A 14,082-nucleotide genomic window follows, 5' to 3' on the forward strand; every position below is an offset into this window, starting at 1 on the left:
CATGGCACGGATCGGGGGTCGCAGCACCGGGATGAGCTGGGTCGCCGGCGTCCTGTGCGCGGCGGTGATCGTCGGGCTGCTCTGGCTGGCGCTGCCGATGGTCCCCGTGCTGGCCCAGGTCGCCGGGGACGCGCTGCGCTCCGCTCTTCCCTGACACGTTCCGCGGCCTTCCCTCGACACCGACCAGGCGACACGTCGGCACGCCTCCGAGAGCGCTCGGACGGGCGGCGGTAGCCTCACACTGCACACATCGATGAGAGGCGCACCCCATGAGTGATCCCGAGGCTCGTCAGCCCGAGAAGTCGAACGACGTCGACGACGTCGTCGGCAGCGCGAACGCCGGTCTCGATGCTGCGGCCGCAGCCCGAGCGGACGTCCCCGGCTCCTCGGATTCCGAGACCGCCCCCGGTGACGGCGCTGAGCGTCGCGAGCCGGCGGTCGACCCCGACCTGGCTGCCTTCGAGGCGGCGGAGCGCGACCACCCAGGAACCTTCACGTCGTCCGCAGCCTCCGCGACCGCGTCGAGCGACGGCGACGACGGTGCGCAGCGTCGTGTCGACGAGCACACCGCTCACGACCGGACGGTCGACGACCGTCCGGAAGACGACCACGTCGCCCGCGACCAGGTCGGCGGTTCGGGAGCGACGGCTGCCTTCGCCGCCCCGGCTGCCACGGCCTCCTACCCCCGGCATGAGGAGTCGTCGATGGCGGACAGCGCCTACGCGTCCCACGCCGACGACGCCGACACCCGCATCGTCCCCTCCGAGCCTGCGCTGGGCGGAGCCGGTGTGCAGCCGCAGCCGATCTTCGTGCAGGCCCCCGAGCCTCCTCGCGACCGCGGCAACCGCGGAACGGCCGGCGCGATCGGCCTGCTCGCGACCCTGGCCTTCGCGATCCTGTACCTCGCCACGACCATCGGCCTTCGTGCCATCGCCGGTGAGATCACGGGCGAGAACATCGGCGAGGCTCTCGTGGCACCGCTGCTCACCTGGGGCTTCTGGACCCCGGTGGTCGTGTTCTTCCTCGGCTTCTGGCTGCTCGGTGCCATCATCAACCGCGGCCGCTGGGGGCTCTGGGTGGTCTTCGGCATCATCGTCGGCCTGATCGCGTACGCGGGGCACATTCTCGGGCAGCTGTTCGAAGCGCCGTTCTGGAAGCTCACCGCGTCGCAGGGGCTCGAGCTGGTGGGGGAGCAGCTCCTCGCTCCCCTGGCCATCGCCGCTTTCGTGTTCGCCCGTGAACTCACCATCTGGTTCGGCGCCTGGGTCGCCCGCAGCGGTGCCCGCAAGAACGAACTGAACGCCGAGGCGCAGCGCGAGTACGAGCGCACGCTCGAAGCCGGCCCGACTCTGGCGAGGTAGTCACGCACTCCACCACGCAGAACCCCCGCGGGCCCGAGTCCGCGGGGGTTTCGGCTGTCCTCGCCGTGGTGCTCGCCTCGATCGGGTTCTTCGCCCTCGCGGTTTTCGGGCTGGGTGCGCTGAGCGTGGCGACGGATCGCGACATCATCGCCGTGGAAGGCCTGGGCCAGGCTCCCGGCGTCGCGGGCATGATCCTGGCGGTCGCCACCTTCGCGCTCTCTCTCGGCGCGACGTTGCGACGACCGCGCCCCTCGTTCGGCTCCGCGCTGGTGATCGCGCTCGTCACGGCCCTCCTGCATCTCGCAACCGTGTGGCTCGCTGTGCTCGCTGCCTCGGGCGACCTCGTCATCGCGACGGTGGTGGCGGGCGACCTCGTGCGGGGCGGTGCGAGTGCGGTGATCGTGGTGGCAGCGGCCGTTGCGGGGTGGAGCGGGATCGCCCTCCGCCGCACGCGCAGCGGACGTCCGCGCTGGCCGTGGGAGCGCGACGAGGGGGAGTGACGCCGGAAATCTGCGTGTCAGGGTGCGACGCGCCGTACGCTGGTGTGGTGGAGCGCTCACTGGAGACGCAGGTGGACCAGGCCGTCGAGGCGTGGCTGCGCTGGGTGCCGCGCTGGGAGCCGGCCACCCACCGCGGCAGGGTAGCGCCGTGTCGACGCTGTCTCGGTTCGCCCATCCTCGCCGCGGCAGGCATCGCCGGCAATACGCCGCATGGCGTGCAGCACGGTCTGTCGACGCGCATCAAGACGATCGTCGATCACGCTGTCGCGGAGTACACGGCGCGCAATCTGCCGATGCTCCAGCGTGAGCTCGACCATCAGGCCGCCAGGAACCGGGCCCGCAGCTACCGTCCGACGGAGGATCTGGCCCCGGAGTTCGAGGGTATGCCGCTGGATCCCGAGCCCGTCCCCGGTGCGCCGTTCCTGTTCACCATCGCCGGGCTCGCCGACGATTCCGCCGCGGAGCTCCCGCCGCTGCCTCCCCTGTCGGAGGAGGCGAAGATCGCGCTGCGGCAGGAGGTGGCACTCGCCGACGAGTACGCCAACCTCATCGGCCGCGAGATCTGTGGCCTGCTGCTGCGTCACCGCGTGCAGATCCAGGCCGCCGTGTCGCAGCATGTGGAGCCGCAGATCGAGGCGATGCTCGCCGAGCTGACCGAGTCGCTGGACTCGCCGTTCGGTCCTGACGCTTCTTGAGCCGCTGCCGCCCGCGCTCATTTGACCGGGTTGGTTACGCGGCATTACACTTGATCAGGTGTGTGCACGTCCTACGTGTGCGCGCTGGGCGTCGGCCCCCTGCCGGTCCGCCCCCACGGCATACCCACCACACCAAAAGTCCGCCGGTTCCGGCGTGCCGGTGGGTCATGATGTGAAACCCATCACGCTGTCACCGTGCAGCACTATGAGGAGAGAACGTGCCAACCATTCAGCAGTTGGTTCGCAAGGGTCGCACGCCCAAGGTCTCGAAGACCAAGGCGCCCGCGCTCAAGTCGAACCCGCAGCAGGCCGGGGTCTGCACCCGCGTCTACACCACCACCCCCAAGAAGCCGAACTCGGCGATGCGCAAGGTCGCTCGTGTGAAGCTCCGCAACGGGACCGAGGTCACCGCCTACATCCCCGGTGAGGGCCACAACCTGCAGGAGCACTCGCTGGTGCTCGTCCGCGGCGGTCGTGTGAAGGACCTCCCCGGTGTGCGCTACAAGATCGTCCGTGGTGCCCTGGACACCCAGGCCGTCAAGAACCGTAAGCAGGCTCGTTCCCGCTACGGCGCGAAGAAGGGTTGAGTTAGATGCCTCGTAAGGGTCCCGCCCCGAAGCGCCCCGTCGTCAACGACCCGGTCTACGGCGCACCGATCGTCACCTCGCTGGTGAACAAGATCCTCGTCGACGGCAAGAAGTCGCTGGCCGAGTCGATCGTCTACGGCGCCCTCCGCGGCGTCGAGGCGAAGAACGGTCAGGACGCTGTCGCCACGCTGAAGAAGGCGCTCGACAACGTGCGCCCCACCCTCGAGGTCCGCAGCCGCCGCGTCGGTGGCTCGACCTACCAGGTTCCGGTCGAGGTCAAGCCGCACCGTGCGAACACCCTCGCGCTGCGCTGGCTCGTGAGCTACGCGAAGGGTCGTCGTGAGAAGACGATGACCGAGCGTCTGCAGAACGAGATCCTCGACGCGTCGAACGGTCTCGGTGCTGCGGTCAAGCGCCGTGAGGACACGCACAAGATGGCCGAGTCGAACCGCGCGTTCGCTCACTACCGCTGGTAATCAGCTTCGCCCGCCCCGTGGCCGATCGCCCGGGGCGGGCACCCCACTCTTCGCAGTACGACTGCTCCAAAAGATAAGGACACTCCTGTGGCACAAGACGTGCTCACGGACCTGAGCAAGGTCCGCAACATCGGCATCATGGCGCACATCGATGCCGGCAAGACCACGACGACCGAGCGCATCCTGTTCTACACGGGCGTCAACCACAAGCTCGGCGAGACGCACGACGGCGCCTCGACCACCGACTGGATGGAGCAGGAGAAGGAGCGCGGCATCACGATCACGTCGGCCGCCGTGACCTGCTTCTGGAACAAGAACCAGATCAACATCATCGACACCCCCGGTCACGTGGACTTCACGGTCGAGGTGGAGCGCTCGCTCCGCGTCCTCGACGGTGCGGTCGCCGTGTTCGACGGCAAGGAGGGCGTCGAGCCCCAGTCCGAGACCGTGTGGCGTCAGGCCGACAAGTACAACGTGCCCCGCATCTGCTTCGTCAACAAGATGGACAAGCTCGGCGCGGACTTCTACTTCACGGTCGACACCATCGTGAACCGCCTGGGTGCCAAGCCGCTCGTGCTGCAGCTCCCGATCGGTGCCGAGAACGACTTCGTCGGCGTGATCGACCTCATCGAGATGCGTGCGCTGGTCTGGCCCGGCGACGCCAAGGGTGACGTGACCATGGGTGCCTCGTACGAGGTGCAGGAGATCCCGGCCGACCTCAAGGACAAGGCCGAGGAGTACCGCCAGCAGCTGCTGGAGACGGTCGCCGAGACCGACGAGGAGCTTCTGGAGAAGTTCTTCGGCGGCGAGGAGCTGACGGTCGCGGAGATCAAGGGCGCCATCCGCAAGATGGTCATCGCCAGCGAGATCTACCCGGTCCTGTGCGGTTCGGCGTTCAAGAACCGTGGTGTGCAGCCGATGCTGGACGCCGTCGTCGACTACCTCCCGTCCCCGCTGGACGTGCCCGCCATCGAGGCGCACGACCCGAAGGACGAGGAGAAGATCATCGAGCGTCACCCCGACGCGAAGGACCCGTTCGCGGCTCTGGCCTTCAAGGTCGCCGTGCACCCGTTCTTCGGTCGCCTGACGTACGTGCGCGTGTACTCGGGTGAGCTCGAGTCGGGCGCTCAGGTCATCAACTCGACCAAGGGCAAGAAGGAGCGCATCGGGAAGATCTTCCAGATGCACGCCAACAAGGAGAACCCGGTCGACAAGCTGACCGCCGGCAACATCTACGCCGTGATCGGCCTGAAGGACACCACCACCGGTGACACCCTCGCCGACCCGCAGCAGCCGGTCGTTCTCGAGTCGATGACGTTCCCGGAGCCGGTGATCGAGGTCGCCATCGAGCCGAAGACCAAGGCCGACCAGGAGAAGCTGGGTCTCGCGATCCAGAAGCTCGCTGAGGAGGACCCGACCTTCCGCACGGAGCTCAACCCCGAGACCGGTCAGACGACCATCAAGGGCATGGGCGAGCTCCACCTCGACATCCTCGTGGACCGCATGAAGCGCGAGTTCCGCGTCGAGGCGAACGTCGGCAAGCCGCAGGTGGCGTACCGCGAGACGATCCGCAAGGCCGTCGAGAAGCACGACTACACGCACAAGAAGCAGACCGGTGGTTCGGGTCAGTTCGCGAAGATCCAGTTCAACATCGAGCCGCTCGAGCTCGATGCGGAGAAGACGTACGAATTCGTCAACGCCGTCACCGGTGGGCGCGTGCCTCGTGAGTACATCCCTTCGGTCGACGCTGGCTTCCAGGACGCGATGAACGTCGGTGTGCTGGCGGGTTACCCGATGGTCGGTGTCAAGGCGACGCTGGTCGACGGTGCTGCGCACGATGTCGACTCCTCGGAGATGGCGTTCAAGATCGCGGGCTCCATGGGCTTCAAGGAGGCCGCTCGTCGCGCCAACCCCGTGCTGCTCGAGCCGCTGATGGCCGTCGAGGTCCGTACTCCCGAGGAGTACATGGGCGACGTCATCGGCGACCTGAACTCGCGTCGTGGCCAGATCCAGTCGATGGAGGACGCTGCCGGCGTCAAGGTCGTGCGTGCCGCGGTGCCGCTGTCCGAGATGTTCGGCTACATCGGCGACCTGCGTTCCAAGACCTCGGGTCGCGCCGTCTACTCCATGGAGTTCGACAGCTACGCCGAGGTCCCGCGCGCCGTGGCCGACGAGATCGTCCAGAAGGCCAAGGGCGAGTAACACTTCCTGGGAACAGGGCCATCGGTCCTGTTCCCAGGTCACCTACAACTTCACATTCCCTCTCTACTAAACTGAGAACCTAACCCGTAGAGAACCGGTCGCAAACCAGTGCCCGGCACCTCTACAACGACGTCCTGAGGAGGACCCAGTGGCTAAGGCCAAGTTCGAGCGGACCAAGCCGCACGTCAACATCGGAACGATCGGTCACGTCGACCACGGCAAGACCACGCTCTCCGCAGCGATCTCGAAGGTGCTTGCTGACAAGTACCCGTCCGACACGAACGTGCAGCGTGACTTCGCTTCCATCGACTCGGCGCCGGAAGAGCGTCAGCGCGGTATCACGATCAACATCTCGCACATCGAGTACGAGACCCCGAAGCGCCACTACGCACACGTTGACGCCCCCGGCCACGCCGACTACGTCAAGAACATGATCACCGGTGCGGCGCAGATGGACGGCGCGATCCTCGTGGTCGCCGCCACCGACGGCCCGATGGCGCAGACGCGTGAGCACGTGCTGCTCGCGAAGCAGGTGGGCGTTCCCTACCTGCTCGTCGCGCTGAACAAGTCCGACGCGGTGGACGACGAGGAGATCCTGGAGCTCGTCGAGCTCGAGGTTCGCGAGCTGCTCTCGAGCCAGGGCTTCGACGGCGACAACGCTCCCGTCGTTCGCGTCTCCGCTCTTAAGGCCCTCGAGGGTGACGAGAAGTGGACCGAGGCCATCCTCGAGCTCATGCAGGCTGTCGACGACAGCGTTCCGGACCCGGAGCGTGACCGCGACAAGCCGTTCCTCATGCCTGTTGAGGACGTCTTCACGATCACCGGTCGTGGCACCGTCGTCACGGGTCGCGCCGAGCGTGGCACGCTGGCCATCAACTCCGAGGTCGAGATCGTCGGTCTGCGTCCGACGCAGAAGACGACCGTCACGGGTATCGAGATGTTCCACAAGCAGCTCGACGAGGCTTGGGCCGGCGAGAACTGTGGTCTGCTTCTCCGCGGTACCAAGCGTGAGGACGTGGAGCGCGGTCAGGTCATCGTGAAGCCGGGTTCGGTCACGCCGCACACCGACTTCGAGGGCACGGCCTACATCCTGTCGAAGGACGAGGGTGGCCGCCACAACCCCTTCTACACGAACTACCGTCCGCAGTTCTACTTCCGCACCACGGACGTCACGGGCGTCATCACGCTGCCCGAGGGCACTGAGATGGTCATGCCCGGTGACACCACCGACATGACGGTCGAGCTGATCCAGCCGATCGCCATGGAGGAGGGCCTCGGCTTCGCCATCCGTGAGGGTGGTCGTACGGTCGGCGCCGGTACGGTGACGAAGATCATCAAGTAAGCAGCTGCTTCCTCGCAGAGGGGTCGGACCTTCGGGTCCGGCCCCTCTGTCGTTTTCCACGCCGTGCGGAGGGTTTCGCCGGCGGTGGCGGCGATGCACAATGAGTGTGTCCGGCCTGATCGGCCGGGCATCCACACCTCCGAAGGGGAACACATGGGTATCGAGGACGCCGTCAACAAGGGCAAGGACCTGTACGAGCAGAACAAGGACAAGATCGCCGAAGCCGTCAAGAGTGAGCAGGCCGAGGACATCAGCGACAAGGTCCTCGACGGCGTCGCGGACTTCGCCAAGAAGATCGCTCCGGGTGCGGCCGACAAGATCGATGAGATCAGGGACAACGCCGACAAGAGCGTCGGCAACGAGTGACGTGATCCAACCGATGAGCGGCGTCTCCAACTCGGAGGCGCCGCTCTTCTCGTGCCCGCCGCCCGAGCATCCCGGCACTCGCGAGCCGAAGTGGCGAAGCGTCGAAGTCTTCGAGTAGGATGATGCAGACCGCCTGGGGATCTTGCGGTCGGGGAAATCGAAGGGGTTCGATTTCCTGAAGCTCGCGGTTCGACCGCGTTCACACTGGGGAAACGATCTTGGGGATCATCATCGTGCGACGCGCGCACTCTTTGCGCCTACGCGTCTCCCCGCCTGCGCGGCGGGTCTTCCGCCGTGCCCTCGGTCGAGGCGTCCGGCGTCCCTTCACGCCGGGCTCCTCGCGTTCGGTGTGCCCCCTCGCACTGAACGCCCTCCCCAAGCGGGGCGAGGCATGGGGATGCCTCGCCCCGCGCTCCATTCGCGGCTGAGCGCGGGCTCAGACGCCGCCCCGAACTCCGCGCCAGGACGCGCGACACGCCCGGGTTTGCGGAAGTGAAATCGGCCGTGGCAGAATAGACAGGTTCGATATTCCGTCGCCGCTGTGCGTGCAACGGATCACTGCCAGGGCAGTGCATAGACGGCGTCTCTCCGGAGGCGCAGGGTTCTAGGCCGCGGGCAGCAGAGCACAATCCCGACACCCTCCTCCCGAGGGCATCGCCGTGCGCGGCGAGGGTCGGGCATCCGTTCGCCGCCGGGCGAGTGGCTGACAGCAGAACAGTGGTGCAGCAGATCGGTTCGCAGGAGCCGTTCTCGTGCCGAGGCGCAACCGCGCCGACGTGCGTCCAATGCCCCAGGGCCACCCGGTCCAGGACGGTAAGACGCTTAAAGAGAGAGAGCAGACAATGGCGGGACAGAAGATCCGCATTCGCCTGAAGTCGTATGACCACGAGGTCATCGACACGTCCGCACGCAAGATCGTCGACACCGTGACCCGTGCGGGCGCGACCGTCGTCGGCCCCGTGCCCCTTCCGACCGAGAAGAACGTCGTGTGCGTCATCCGGTCGCCTCACAAGTACAAGGACAGCCGCGAGCACTTCGAGATGCGCACCCACAAGCGTCTGATCGACATCGTCGACCCGACGCCGAAGGCTGTCGACTCGCTGATGCGTCTCGACCTGCCGGCCGACGTCAACATCGAGATCAAGCTCTGAGGTTCGACATGGCTGACATCAACTCCAAGGTTTCCAAGGGCATGCTCGGCACGAAGCTCGGCATGACCCAGGTGTGGAACGAGAACGGCAAGCTCGTTCCCGTCACCGTCATCGAGCTGGCGCCGAACGTGGTCACCCAGATCCGTACGCCCGAGAAGGACGGCTACAACGCCGTGCAGATCGCGTACGGTCAGATCGACCCCCGCAAGGTGAACAAGCCCCTCACGGCGCACTTCGAGGCAGCCGGCGTGACGCCGCGTCGCCACGTGACCGAGATCCGCACGGCCGACGCCGCCGACTACACGCTGGGCCAGGAGCTCACCGTCGACGGCACGTTCGAGGCCGGCCAGCTCGTCGACGTCGTCGGCACGAGCAAGGGCAAGGGCACCGCCGGTGTCATGAAGCGCCACAACTTCAAGGGCGTCTCCGCCTCGCACGGTGCGCACCGCAACCACCGCAAGCCCGGTTCGATCGGCGCGTCGTCGACCCCGAGCCGCGTCTTCAAGGGCATGCGCATGGCCGGCCGTATGGGTGGCGAGCGCGTGACCGTCCTCAACCTCACGGTGCACGCCATCGACATCGAGAAGGGTCTGATGCTCGTCAAGGGCGCCGTCCCCGGTGCTCGTGGCCGCATCGTCTACGTCCGCAACGCAGTGAAGGGTGCCTGATCATGGCTGACTCCACTCTCGCGCTCGACGTCCTCAAGGCAGACGGCAAGAAGGCAGGCTCTGTCGAGCTTCCCGCCGCGCTGTTCGACGTCAAGACGAACATCCCGCTCATCCACCAGGTCGTCGTCGCGCAGCTCGCTGCCGCGCGCCAGGGCACGCACTCGACCAAGCGTCGTGGCGAGGTCTCCGGTGCCGGTCGCAAGCCCTTCAAGCAGAAGGGCACGGGTAACGCCCGTCAGGGCTCGATCCGCGCGCCGCACATGACCGGCGGTGGCATCGTGCACGGCCCGAAGCCGCGCGACTACTCGCAGCGCACCCCCAAGAAGATGATCGCCGCCGCCCTGCTGGGCGCGCTCAGCGACCGTTACCGCGGGGACCGTCTGCACGCGATCGACACGTTCGGCACCGAGGGTACGCCCTCGACCAAGGCTGCTGCGGGCTTCCTCGCCCAGGTCGCCTCGTCGAAGAACGTCCTCGTGGTCATCGAGCGCGGCGACGAGCTCGCGCTCAAGAGCATCCGCAACCTCGGCCACGTCCACGTGCTGTCGTTCGACCAGCTCAACGCCTACGACGTGCTCGTCTCCGACGACATCGTCTTCACCCAGGCCGCGCTCGAGGGCTTCATCGCCTCCAAGTCCGGCGCCAACCAGGAGGTCTCCGCATGAGCGAGCAGGCATCTGTTCTCCAGACGGCCCTGAACAAGGACCCGCGCGACATCATCCTGAAGCCGGTCGTGTCCGAGAAGAGCTACGGGCTCATCGACGAAGGTAAGTACACCTTCCTCGTCGACCCGCGCGCTTCGAAGACCGAGATCAAGCTCGCCATCGAGAAGATCTTCGGTGTCAAGGTCGCGTCCGTCAACACGATCAACCGCGTCGGCAAGGCCCGTCGCACCCGCTTCGGCACGGGCAAGCGCAAGGACACCAAGCGCGCCATCGTGAGCCTGAAGTCGGGCACCATCGACATCTTCACGGCAATCGGCTGATCCGGGGGATAAGGACAATCATGGCTATTCGCAAGTACAAGCCCACGACCCCGGGCCGTCGCGGCTCGTCGGTGGCTGACTTCGCCGAGATCACCCGATCGACGCCGGAGAAGTCGCTGCTGCGCCCGCTCTCGAAGACCGGTGGTCGCAACAACCAGGGCCGCATCACGACCCGTCACATCGGTGGTGGCCACAAGCGCCAGTACCGCGTCATCGACTTCCGTCGCAATGACAAGGACGGCGTCAACGCCCGCGTCGCTCACATCGAGTACGACCCCAACCGCACCGCACGCATCGCGCTGCTGCACTACTTCGACGGCGAGAAGCGCTACATCCTCGCGCCGGCGAAGCTGAACCAGGGCGACATCGTCGAGTCGGGCCCCGCGGCGGACATCAAGCCGGGAAACAACCTCCCGCTGAAGAACATCCCCACGGGTACCGTCATCCACGCGATCGAGCTCCGCCCCGGCGGCGGCGCGAAGATGGCGCGCTCGGCCGGTGCCTCCGTCCGCCTCGTGGCGAAGGACGGCCCCTACGCCCAGCTGCGTCTGCCCTCGGGCGAGATCCGCAACGTCGATGCGCGCTGCCGCGCGACCATCGGCGAGGTCGGCAACGCCGAGCAGTCGAACATCAACTGGGGCAAGGCCGGCCGTATGCGCTGGAAGGGCGTCCGCCCGACGGTCCGTGGTGTCGCGATGAACCCGGTCGACCACCCGCACGGTGGTGGTGAGGGCAAGACCTCCGGTGGTCGTCACCCCGTCTCCCCGTGGGGTCAGGCCGAGGGTCGCACCCGTCACGCCAACAAGGAAAGCGACAAGTACATCGTGCGTCGTCGCAACGCCGGCAAGAAGCGCAAGTAGGAGTAAGAGAAGATGCCTCGCAGTCTTAAGAAGGGCCCCTTCGTCGACGAGCACCTGCTTCGCAAGGTGGTCGTGCAGAACGAAGCCGGCACGAAGAACGTCATCAAGACCTGGTCCCGTCGGTCCATGATCATCCCGGCCATGCTGGGTCACACGATCGCGGTCCACGACGGACGCAAGCACATCCCCGTGTTCGTGTCCGAGACCATGGTCGGTCACAAGCTGGGCGAGTTCGCGCCCACCCGCACCTTCCGCGGCCACGAGAAGGACGACAAGAAGGGCCGTCGCCGCTGACGCGGGGACGATAGAGGAGAGAGAAATGGTGGAGTCCATCGCACGCGTGCGACACATCCGCGTGACCCCTCAGAAGGCTCGTCGTGTCGTCGCGCTCATCAAGGGCAAGCAGGCCCAGGAGGCTCTCGCGATCCTGAAGTTCGCGCAGCAGAGCGCCAGTGAGCCGATCTACAAGCTTGTCGCGTCGGCCATGGCCAACGCGCAGGTCAAGGCGGATCGTGACGGCGAGTACCTCGACGAGCAGGACCTGTACGTGAAGAACGCGTACGTGGACGAGGGCACGACGCTCAAGCGTTTCCAGCCCCGTGCACAGGGTCGCGCTTTCCAGATCAAGAAGCGCACGAGCCACATCACGGTCGTGCTCTCGACGCCGGAGGCGGCTCCTGCCGCGGCCGGTGACAGCAACAAGAAGGCGAGCAAGTAATGGGACAGAAGGTCAACCCGTACGGCTTCCGCCTCGGCATCACCACGGACCACGTGTCGCGCTGGTTCTCCGACTCGACGAAGCCGGGTCAGCGTTACGCCGACTACGTGGCCGAGGACATCAAGATCCGTCGTCTGCTGCAGACGCAGCTCGACCGCGCCGGTGTCTCGAACATCGAGATCGAGCGCACCCGTGACCGCGTCCGCGTCGACATCCACACCGCCCGTCCGGGCATCGTGATCGGTCGTCGCGGTGCAGAGGCCGAGCGCATCCGTGGCGACCTCGAGAAGCTCACGGGCAAGCAGATCCAGCTGAACATCCTCGAGGTGAAGAACCCCGAGGCCGACGCTCAGCTGGTCGCGCAGGGTATCGCCGAGCAGCTGTCTGCTCGTGTGGCGTTCCGTCGCGCGATGCGCAAGGGTCTGCAGGGCGCGCAGCGCGCCGGCGCCAAGGGCATCCGCATCCAGGTCTCGGGTCGCCTCGGCGGCGCTGAGATGAGCCGCTCGGAGTTCTACCGCGAGGGTCGTGTGCCGCTGCACACGCTGCGCGCGAACATCGACTACGGGTTCTACGAGGCCAAGACCACCTTCGGCCGTATCGGCGTGAAGGTGTGGATCTACAAGGGCGACCTCACCGCCAAGGAGCTCGCGCGCGAGCAGGCCAACGCGCCGAAGTCGCGTCGTGACGACCGTGGTGACCGCCGCCGTGCCCCGCGCAACGAGGCACCTGTTGCAGAAGGAGCTTCGGCATAATGCTCATCCCCCGTAAGGTCAAGTACCGCAAGCAGCACCACCCGGGCCGCTCGGGTCAGGCCACCGGCGGCACGAAGGTCTCCTTCGGCGAGTTCGGCATCCAGGCCCTCACCCCCGCGTACGTGACGAACCGTCAGATCGAGTCCGCTCGTATCGCGATGACCCGTCACATCAAGCGTGGTGGAAAGGTGTGGATCAACATCTACCCTGACCGTCCGCTCACGAAGAAGCCTGCCGAGACCCGCATGGGTTCCGGTAAGGGTTCCCCCGAGTGGTGGGTCGCCAACGTCAAGCCGGGCCGCGTCCTCTTCGAGGTCGCGGGTGTCGACGAGCAGCTCGCTCGCGAGGCACTGACCCGTGCAATCCACAAGCTGCCGCTCAAGGCACGCATCATCAAGCGCGAGGAGGGCGACGCGTAATGGCGATCGGCACCAAGGAGCTCGCTCCGGCAGAGCTCGACACGTTCGAAGACCAGCGCCTCGTTGAGGAGCTGCGCAAGGCCAAGGAGGAGCTGTTCAACCTCCGTTTCCAGTCGGCCACCGGCCAGCTGGAGAGCCACGGCCGCATCCGCGCCGTCAAGCGCGACATCGCGCGCCTCTACACCGTGATCCGCGAGCGCGAGCTGGGCATCCGTGCGACGCCTGCTCCGGTCGAGGCTCCCGCGAAGAAGGCGACCAAGTCGAAGGCGAAGAAGGCGGATGCCGCCGTCGACGCCGTGAAGGAAGAGGCTGAGTGATGGCCACGAAGAAGGAAGCCGCCGTCGAGGTTGAGCACGCCGCTCACGACGTGCGCGACGCGGACGCCCGCGGGTACCGCAAGGCCCGTCGTGGCTACGTCGTCAGCGACAAGATGGACAAGACCATCGTCGTCGAGGTGGAGGACCGCGTGAAGCACCCGCTTTACGGCAAGGTCATCCGTCGCACGTCGAAGGTCAAGGCGCACGATGAGGCGAACACCGCCGGCATCGGCGACCTGGTCCTGATCAACGAGACCCGCCCGCTGAGCGCCACGAAGCGCTGGCGCCTGGTGGAGATTCTGGAGAAGGCCAAGTGATTCAGCAGGAGTCCCGTCTCAAGGTCGCCGACAACACCGGCGCCAAGGAGCTGCTCACGATCCGCGTGCTCGGTGGTTCGCGCCGCCGTTACGCGGGCCTGGGCGACACCATCGTCGCGACCGTCAAGGACGCGATCCCCGGTGGCAACGTCAAGAAGGGCGACGTCGTCAAGGCGGTCATCGTCCGCACCAAGAAGGAGACCCGTCGTCCGGACGGCTCCTACATCAAGTTCGACGAGAACGCCGCCGTCATCCTGAAGAACGACGGGGAGCCCCGCGGCACCCGTATCTTCGGGCCGGTCGGCCGTGAGCTTCGTGACAAGAAGTTCATGAAGATCGTCTCGCTGGCACCGGAGGTCATCTGAT

General features: G+C 66.4%; 21 protein-coding genes. All 21 read left to right on the forward strand.

The annotated features are described in order from the left end of the window. Nucleotide 1 precedes the first annotated feature (1 nt). The 21 genes from KE274_RS08945 (at nucleotide 2) to rplN (ending at nucleotide 14,081) form a co-directional block, all read left to right on the forward strand. Complete coding sequence (locus KE274_RS08945) at nucleotides 2-154, forward strand: hypothetical protein (RefSeq protein WP_211542936.1); 153 nt, start codon at nucleotides 2-4, stop codon at nucleotides 152-154. 115 nt (nucleotides 155-269) lie between these two features. Further along, nucleotides 270-1,361, forward strand: coding sequence for an ABC transporter (locus KE274_RS08950; protein WP_211542938.1), 1,092 nt, complete (start codon nucleotides 270-272; stop codon nucleotides 1,359-1,361). 65 nt (nucleotides 1,362-1,426) lie between these two features. Beyond that, nucleotides 1,427-1,861 (forward strand): hypothetical protein, encoded by a 435-nt coding sequence (locus KE274_RS08955; RefSeq protein ID WP_307872177.1) that lies wholly within the window; start codon nucleotides 1,427-1,429, stop codon nucleotides 1,859-1,861. Between the two features lie 47 nt (nucleotides 1,862-1,908). Next, a complete protein-coding gene (locus KE274_RS08960) occupies nucleotides 1,909-2,556 on the forward strand; it encodes a spermidine/putrescine ABC transporter substrate-binding protein (RefSeq protein ID WP_211542940.1) in 648 nt (215 codons plus the stop codon). Nucleotides 2,557-2,774: 218 nt separating this feature from the next. Further along, nucleotides 2,775-3,143 carry a 30S ribosomal protein S12 gene (gene rpsL, locus KE274_RS08965; RefSeq protein ID WP_029145644.1) on the forward strand — a complete coding sequence of 123 codons (369 nt, stop codon included), beginning with the start codon at nucleotides 2,775-2,777 and terminating at the stop codon, nucleotides 3,141-3,143. Nucleotides 3,144-3,148: 5 nt separating this feature from the next. Then, nucleotides 3,149-3,619: a 30S ribosomal protein S7 gene (rpsG, locus tag KE274_RS08970; protein WP_017201608.1), complete on the forward strand. Its 471-nt coding sequence runs from the start codon at nucleotides 3,149-3,151 to the stop codon at nucleotides 3,617-3,619. Between the two features lie 87 nt (nucleotides 3,620-3,706). Beyond that, entirely contained in the window at nucleotides 3,707-5,821 is a 2,115-nt protein-coding gene (gene fusA / locus KE274_RS08975; protein WP_211542942.1) for an elongation factor G, read from the forward strand. A 148-nt stretch (nucleotides 5,822-5,969) separates the two neighbouring features. Further along, a complete protein-coding gene (gene tuf / locus KE274_RS08980) occupies nucleotides 5,970-7,163 on the forward strand; it encodes an elongation factor Tu (RefSeq protein ID WP_211542943.1) in 1,194 nt (397 codons plus the stop codon). 153 nt (nucleotides 7,164-7,316) lie between these two features. Next, nucleotides 7,317-7,529 carry a hypothetical protein gene (locus KE274_RS08985; protein ID WP_211542945.1) on the forward strand — a complete coding sequence of 71 codons (213 nt, stop codon included), beginning with the start codon at nucleotides 7,317-7,319 and terminating at the stop codon, nucleotides 7,527-7,529. 842 nt (nucleotides 7,530-8,371) lie between these two features. Beyond that, nucleotides 8,372-8,680 (forward strand): 30S ribosomal protein S10, encoded by a 309-nt coding sequence (gene rpsJ, locus KE274_RS08990; protein WP_017201594.1) that lies wholly within the window; start codon nucleotides 8,372-8,374, stop codon nucleotides 8,678-8,680. Nucleotides 8,681-8,688: 8 nt separating this feature from the next. Beyond that, the gene (rplC, locus tag KE274_RS08995) at nucleotides 8,689-9,348 is read left to right on the forward strand and encodes a 50S ribosomal protein L3 (protein WP_211542947.1); all 660 of its coding nucleotides are present in this window, start codon (nucleotides 8,689-8,691) and stop codon (nucleotides 9,346-9,348) included. A gap of 2 nt (nucleotides 9,349-9,350) precedes the next feature. After that, nucleotides 9,351-10,013: a 50S ribosomal protein L4 gene (gene rplD, locus KE274_RS09000; RefSeq protein ID WP_211542949.1), complete on the forward strand. Its 663-nt coding sequence runs from the start codon at nucleotides 9,351-9,353 to the stop codon at nucleotides 10,011-10,013. Continuing rightward, nucleotides 10,010-10,333, forward strand: a complete 324-nt coding sequence (gene rplW, locus KE274_RS09005; protein WP_025102406.1) for a 50S ribosomal protein L23 — start codon at nucleotides 10,010-10,012, stop codon at nucleotides 10,331-10,333. The genes rplD and rplW overlap by 4 nt, the downstream gene beginning before the upstream one ends. A gap of 20 nt (nucleotides 10,334-10,353) precedes the next feature. Beyond that, nucleotides 10,354-11,193: a 50S ribosomal protein L2 gene (gene rplB, locus KE274_RS09010; RefSeq protein ID WP_136028879.1), complete on the forward strand. Its 840-nt coding sequence runs from the start codon at nucleotides 10,354-10,356 to the stop codon at nucleotides 11,191-11,193. Nucleotides 11,194-11,205: 12 nt separating this feature from the next. Continuing rightward, the gene (rpsS, locus tag KE274_RS09015) at nucleotides 11,206-11,487 is read left to right on the forward strand and encodes a 30S ribosomal protein S19 (protein WP_017201589.1); all 282 of its coding nucleotides are present in this window, start codon (nucleotides 11,206-11,208) and stop codon (nucleotides 11,485-11,487) included. Nucleotides 11,488-11,512: 25 nt separating this feature from the next. Beyond that, nucleotides 11,513-11,911: a 50S ribosomal protein L22 gene (rplV, locus tag KE274_RS09020; protein WP_025102404.1), complete on the forward strand. Its 399-nt coding sequence runs from the start codon at nucleotides 11,513-11,515 to the stop codon at nucleotides 11,909-11,911. Further along, the gene (gene rpsC, locus KE274_RS09025; RefSeq protein ID WP_025102403.1) at nucleotides 11,911-12,663 is read left to right on the forward strand and encodes a 30S ribosomal protein S3; all 753 of its coding nucleotides are present in this window, start codon (nucleotides 11,911-11,913) and stop codon (nucleotides 12,661-12,663) included. The genes rplV and rpsC overlap by 1 nt, the downstream gene beginning before the upstream one ends. Next, on the forward strand, nucleotides 12,663-13,082 hold the full coding sequence (rplP, locus tag KE274_RS09030; RefSeq protein ID WP_025102402.1) for a 50S ribosomal protein L16: 420 nt from the start codon (nucleotides 12,663-12,665) through the stop codon (nucleotides 13,080-13,082). Before rpsC ends, rplP begins: the two co-directional genes overlap by 1 nt. Then, nucleotides 13,082-13,399: a 50S ribosomal protein L29 gene (rpmC, locus tag KE274_RS16675; RefSeq protein WP_211542950.1), complete on the forward strand. Its 318-nt coding sequence runs from the start codon at nucleotides 13,082-13,084 to the stop codon at nucleotides 13,397-13,399. The genes rplP and rpmC overlap by 1 nt, the downstream gene beginning before the upstream one ends. Then, on the forward strand, nucleotides 13,399-13,716 hold the full coding sequence (rpsQ, locus tag KE274_RS09040) for a 30S ribosomal protein S17 (RefSeq protein ID WP_136028883.1): 318 nt from the start codon (nucleotides 13,399-13,401) through the stop codon (nucleotides 13,714-13,716). Before rpmC ends, rpsQ begins: the two co-directional genes overlap by 1 nt. After that, nucleotides 13,713-14,081: a 50S ribosomal protein L14 gene (gene rplN, locus KE274_RS09045; RefSeq protein ID WP_025102399.1), complete on the forward strand. Its 369-nt coding sequence runs from the start codon at nucleotides 13,713-13,715 to the stop codon at nucleotides 14,079-14,081. Before rpsQ ends, rplN begins: the two co-directional genes overlap by 4 nt. Nucleotide 14,082 lies beyond the last annotated feature (1 nt).

Source organism: Microbacterium paraoxydans (assembly GCF_018224615.1).
In the GTDB taxonomy this organism is placed as follows: domain Bacteria; phylum Actinomycetota; class Actinomycetes; order Actinomycetales; family Microbacteriaceae; genus Microbacterium; species Microbacterium paraoxydans_B.

Coding starts and splice junctions, on each gene's coding strand:
- KE274_RS08945 (WP_211542936.1), top strand. CDS start 2: ATGGCACGGATCGGGGGTCGCAGCACCGGGATGAGCTGGGTCGCCGGC.
- KE274_RS08950 (WP_211542938.1), top strand. CDS start 270: ATGAGTGATCCCGAGGCTCGTCAGCCCGAGAAGTCGAACGACGTCGAC.
- rpsG (WP_017201608.1), top strand. CDS start 3,149: ATGCCTCGTAAGGGTCCCGCCCCGAAGCGCCCCGTCGTCAACGACCCG.
- KE274_RS08985 (WP_211542945.1), top strand. CDS start 7,317: ATGGGTATCGAGGACGCCGTCAACAAGGGCAAGGACCTGTACGAGCAG.
- rpsJ (WP_017201594.1), top strand. CDS start 8,372: ATGGCGGGACAGAAGATCCGCATTCGCCTGAAGTCGTATGACCACGAG.
- rplC (WP_211542947.1), top strand. CDS start 8,689: ATGGCTGACATCAACTCCAAGGTTTCCAAGGGCATGCTCGGCACGAAG.
- rplD (WP_211542949.1), top strand. CDS start 9,351: ATGGCTGACTCCACTCTCGCGCTCGACGTCCTCAAGGCAGACGGCAAG.
- rplW (WP_025102406.1), top strand. CDS start 10,010: ATGAGCGAGCAGGCATCTGTTCTCCAGACGGCCCTGAACAAGGACCCG.
- rplB (WP_136028879.1), top strand. CDS start 10,354: ATGGCTATTCGCAAGTACAAGCCCACGACCCCGGGCCGTCGCGGCTCG.
- rpsS (WP_017201589.1), top strand. CDS start 11,206: ATGCCTCGCAGTCTTAAGAAGGGCCCCTTCGTCGACGAGCACCTGCTT.
- rplV (WP_025102404.1), top strand. CDS start 11,513: ATGGTGGAGTCCATCGCACGCGTGCGACACATCCGCGTGACCCCTCAG.
- rpsC (WP_025102403.1), top strand. CDS start 11,911: ATGGGACAGAAGGTCAACCCGTACGGCTTCCGCCTCGGCATCACCACG.
- rplP (WP_025102402.1), top strand. CDS start 12,663: ATGCTCATCCCCCGTAAGGTCAAGTACCGCAAGCAGCACCACCCGGGC.
- rpmC (WP_211542950.1), top strand. CDS start 13,082: ATGGCGATCGGCACCAAGGAGCTCGCTCCGGCAGAGCTCGACACGTTC.
- rpsQ (WP_136028883.1), top strand. CDS start 13,399: ATGGCCACGAAGAAGGAAGCCGCCGTCGAGGTTGAGCACGCCGCTCAC.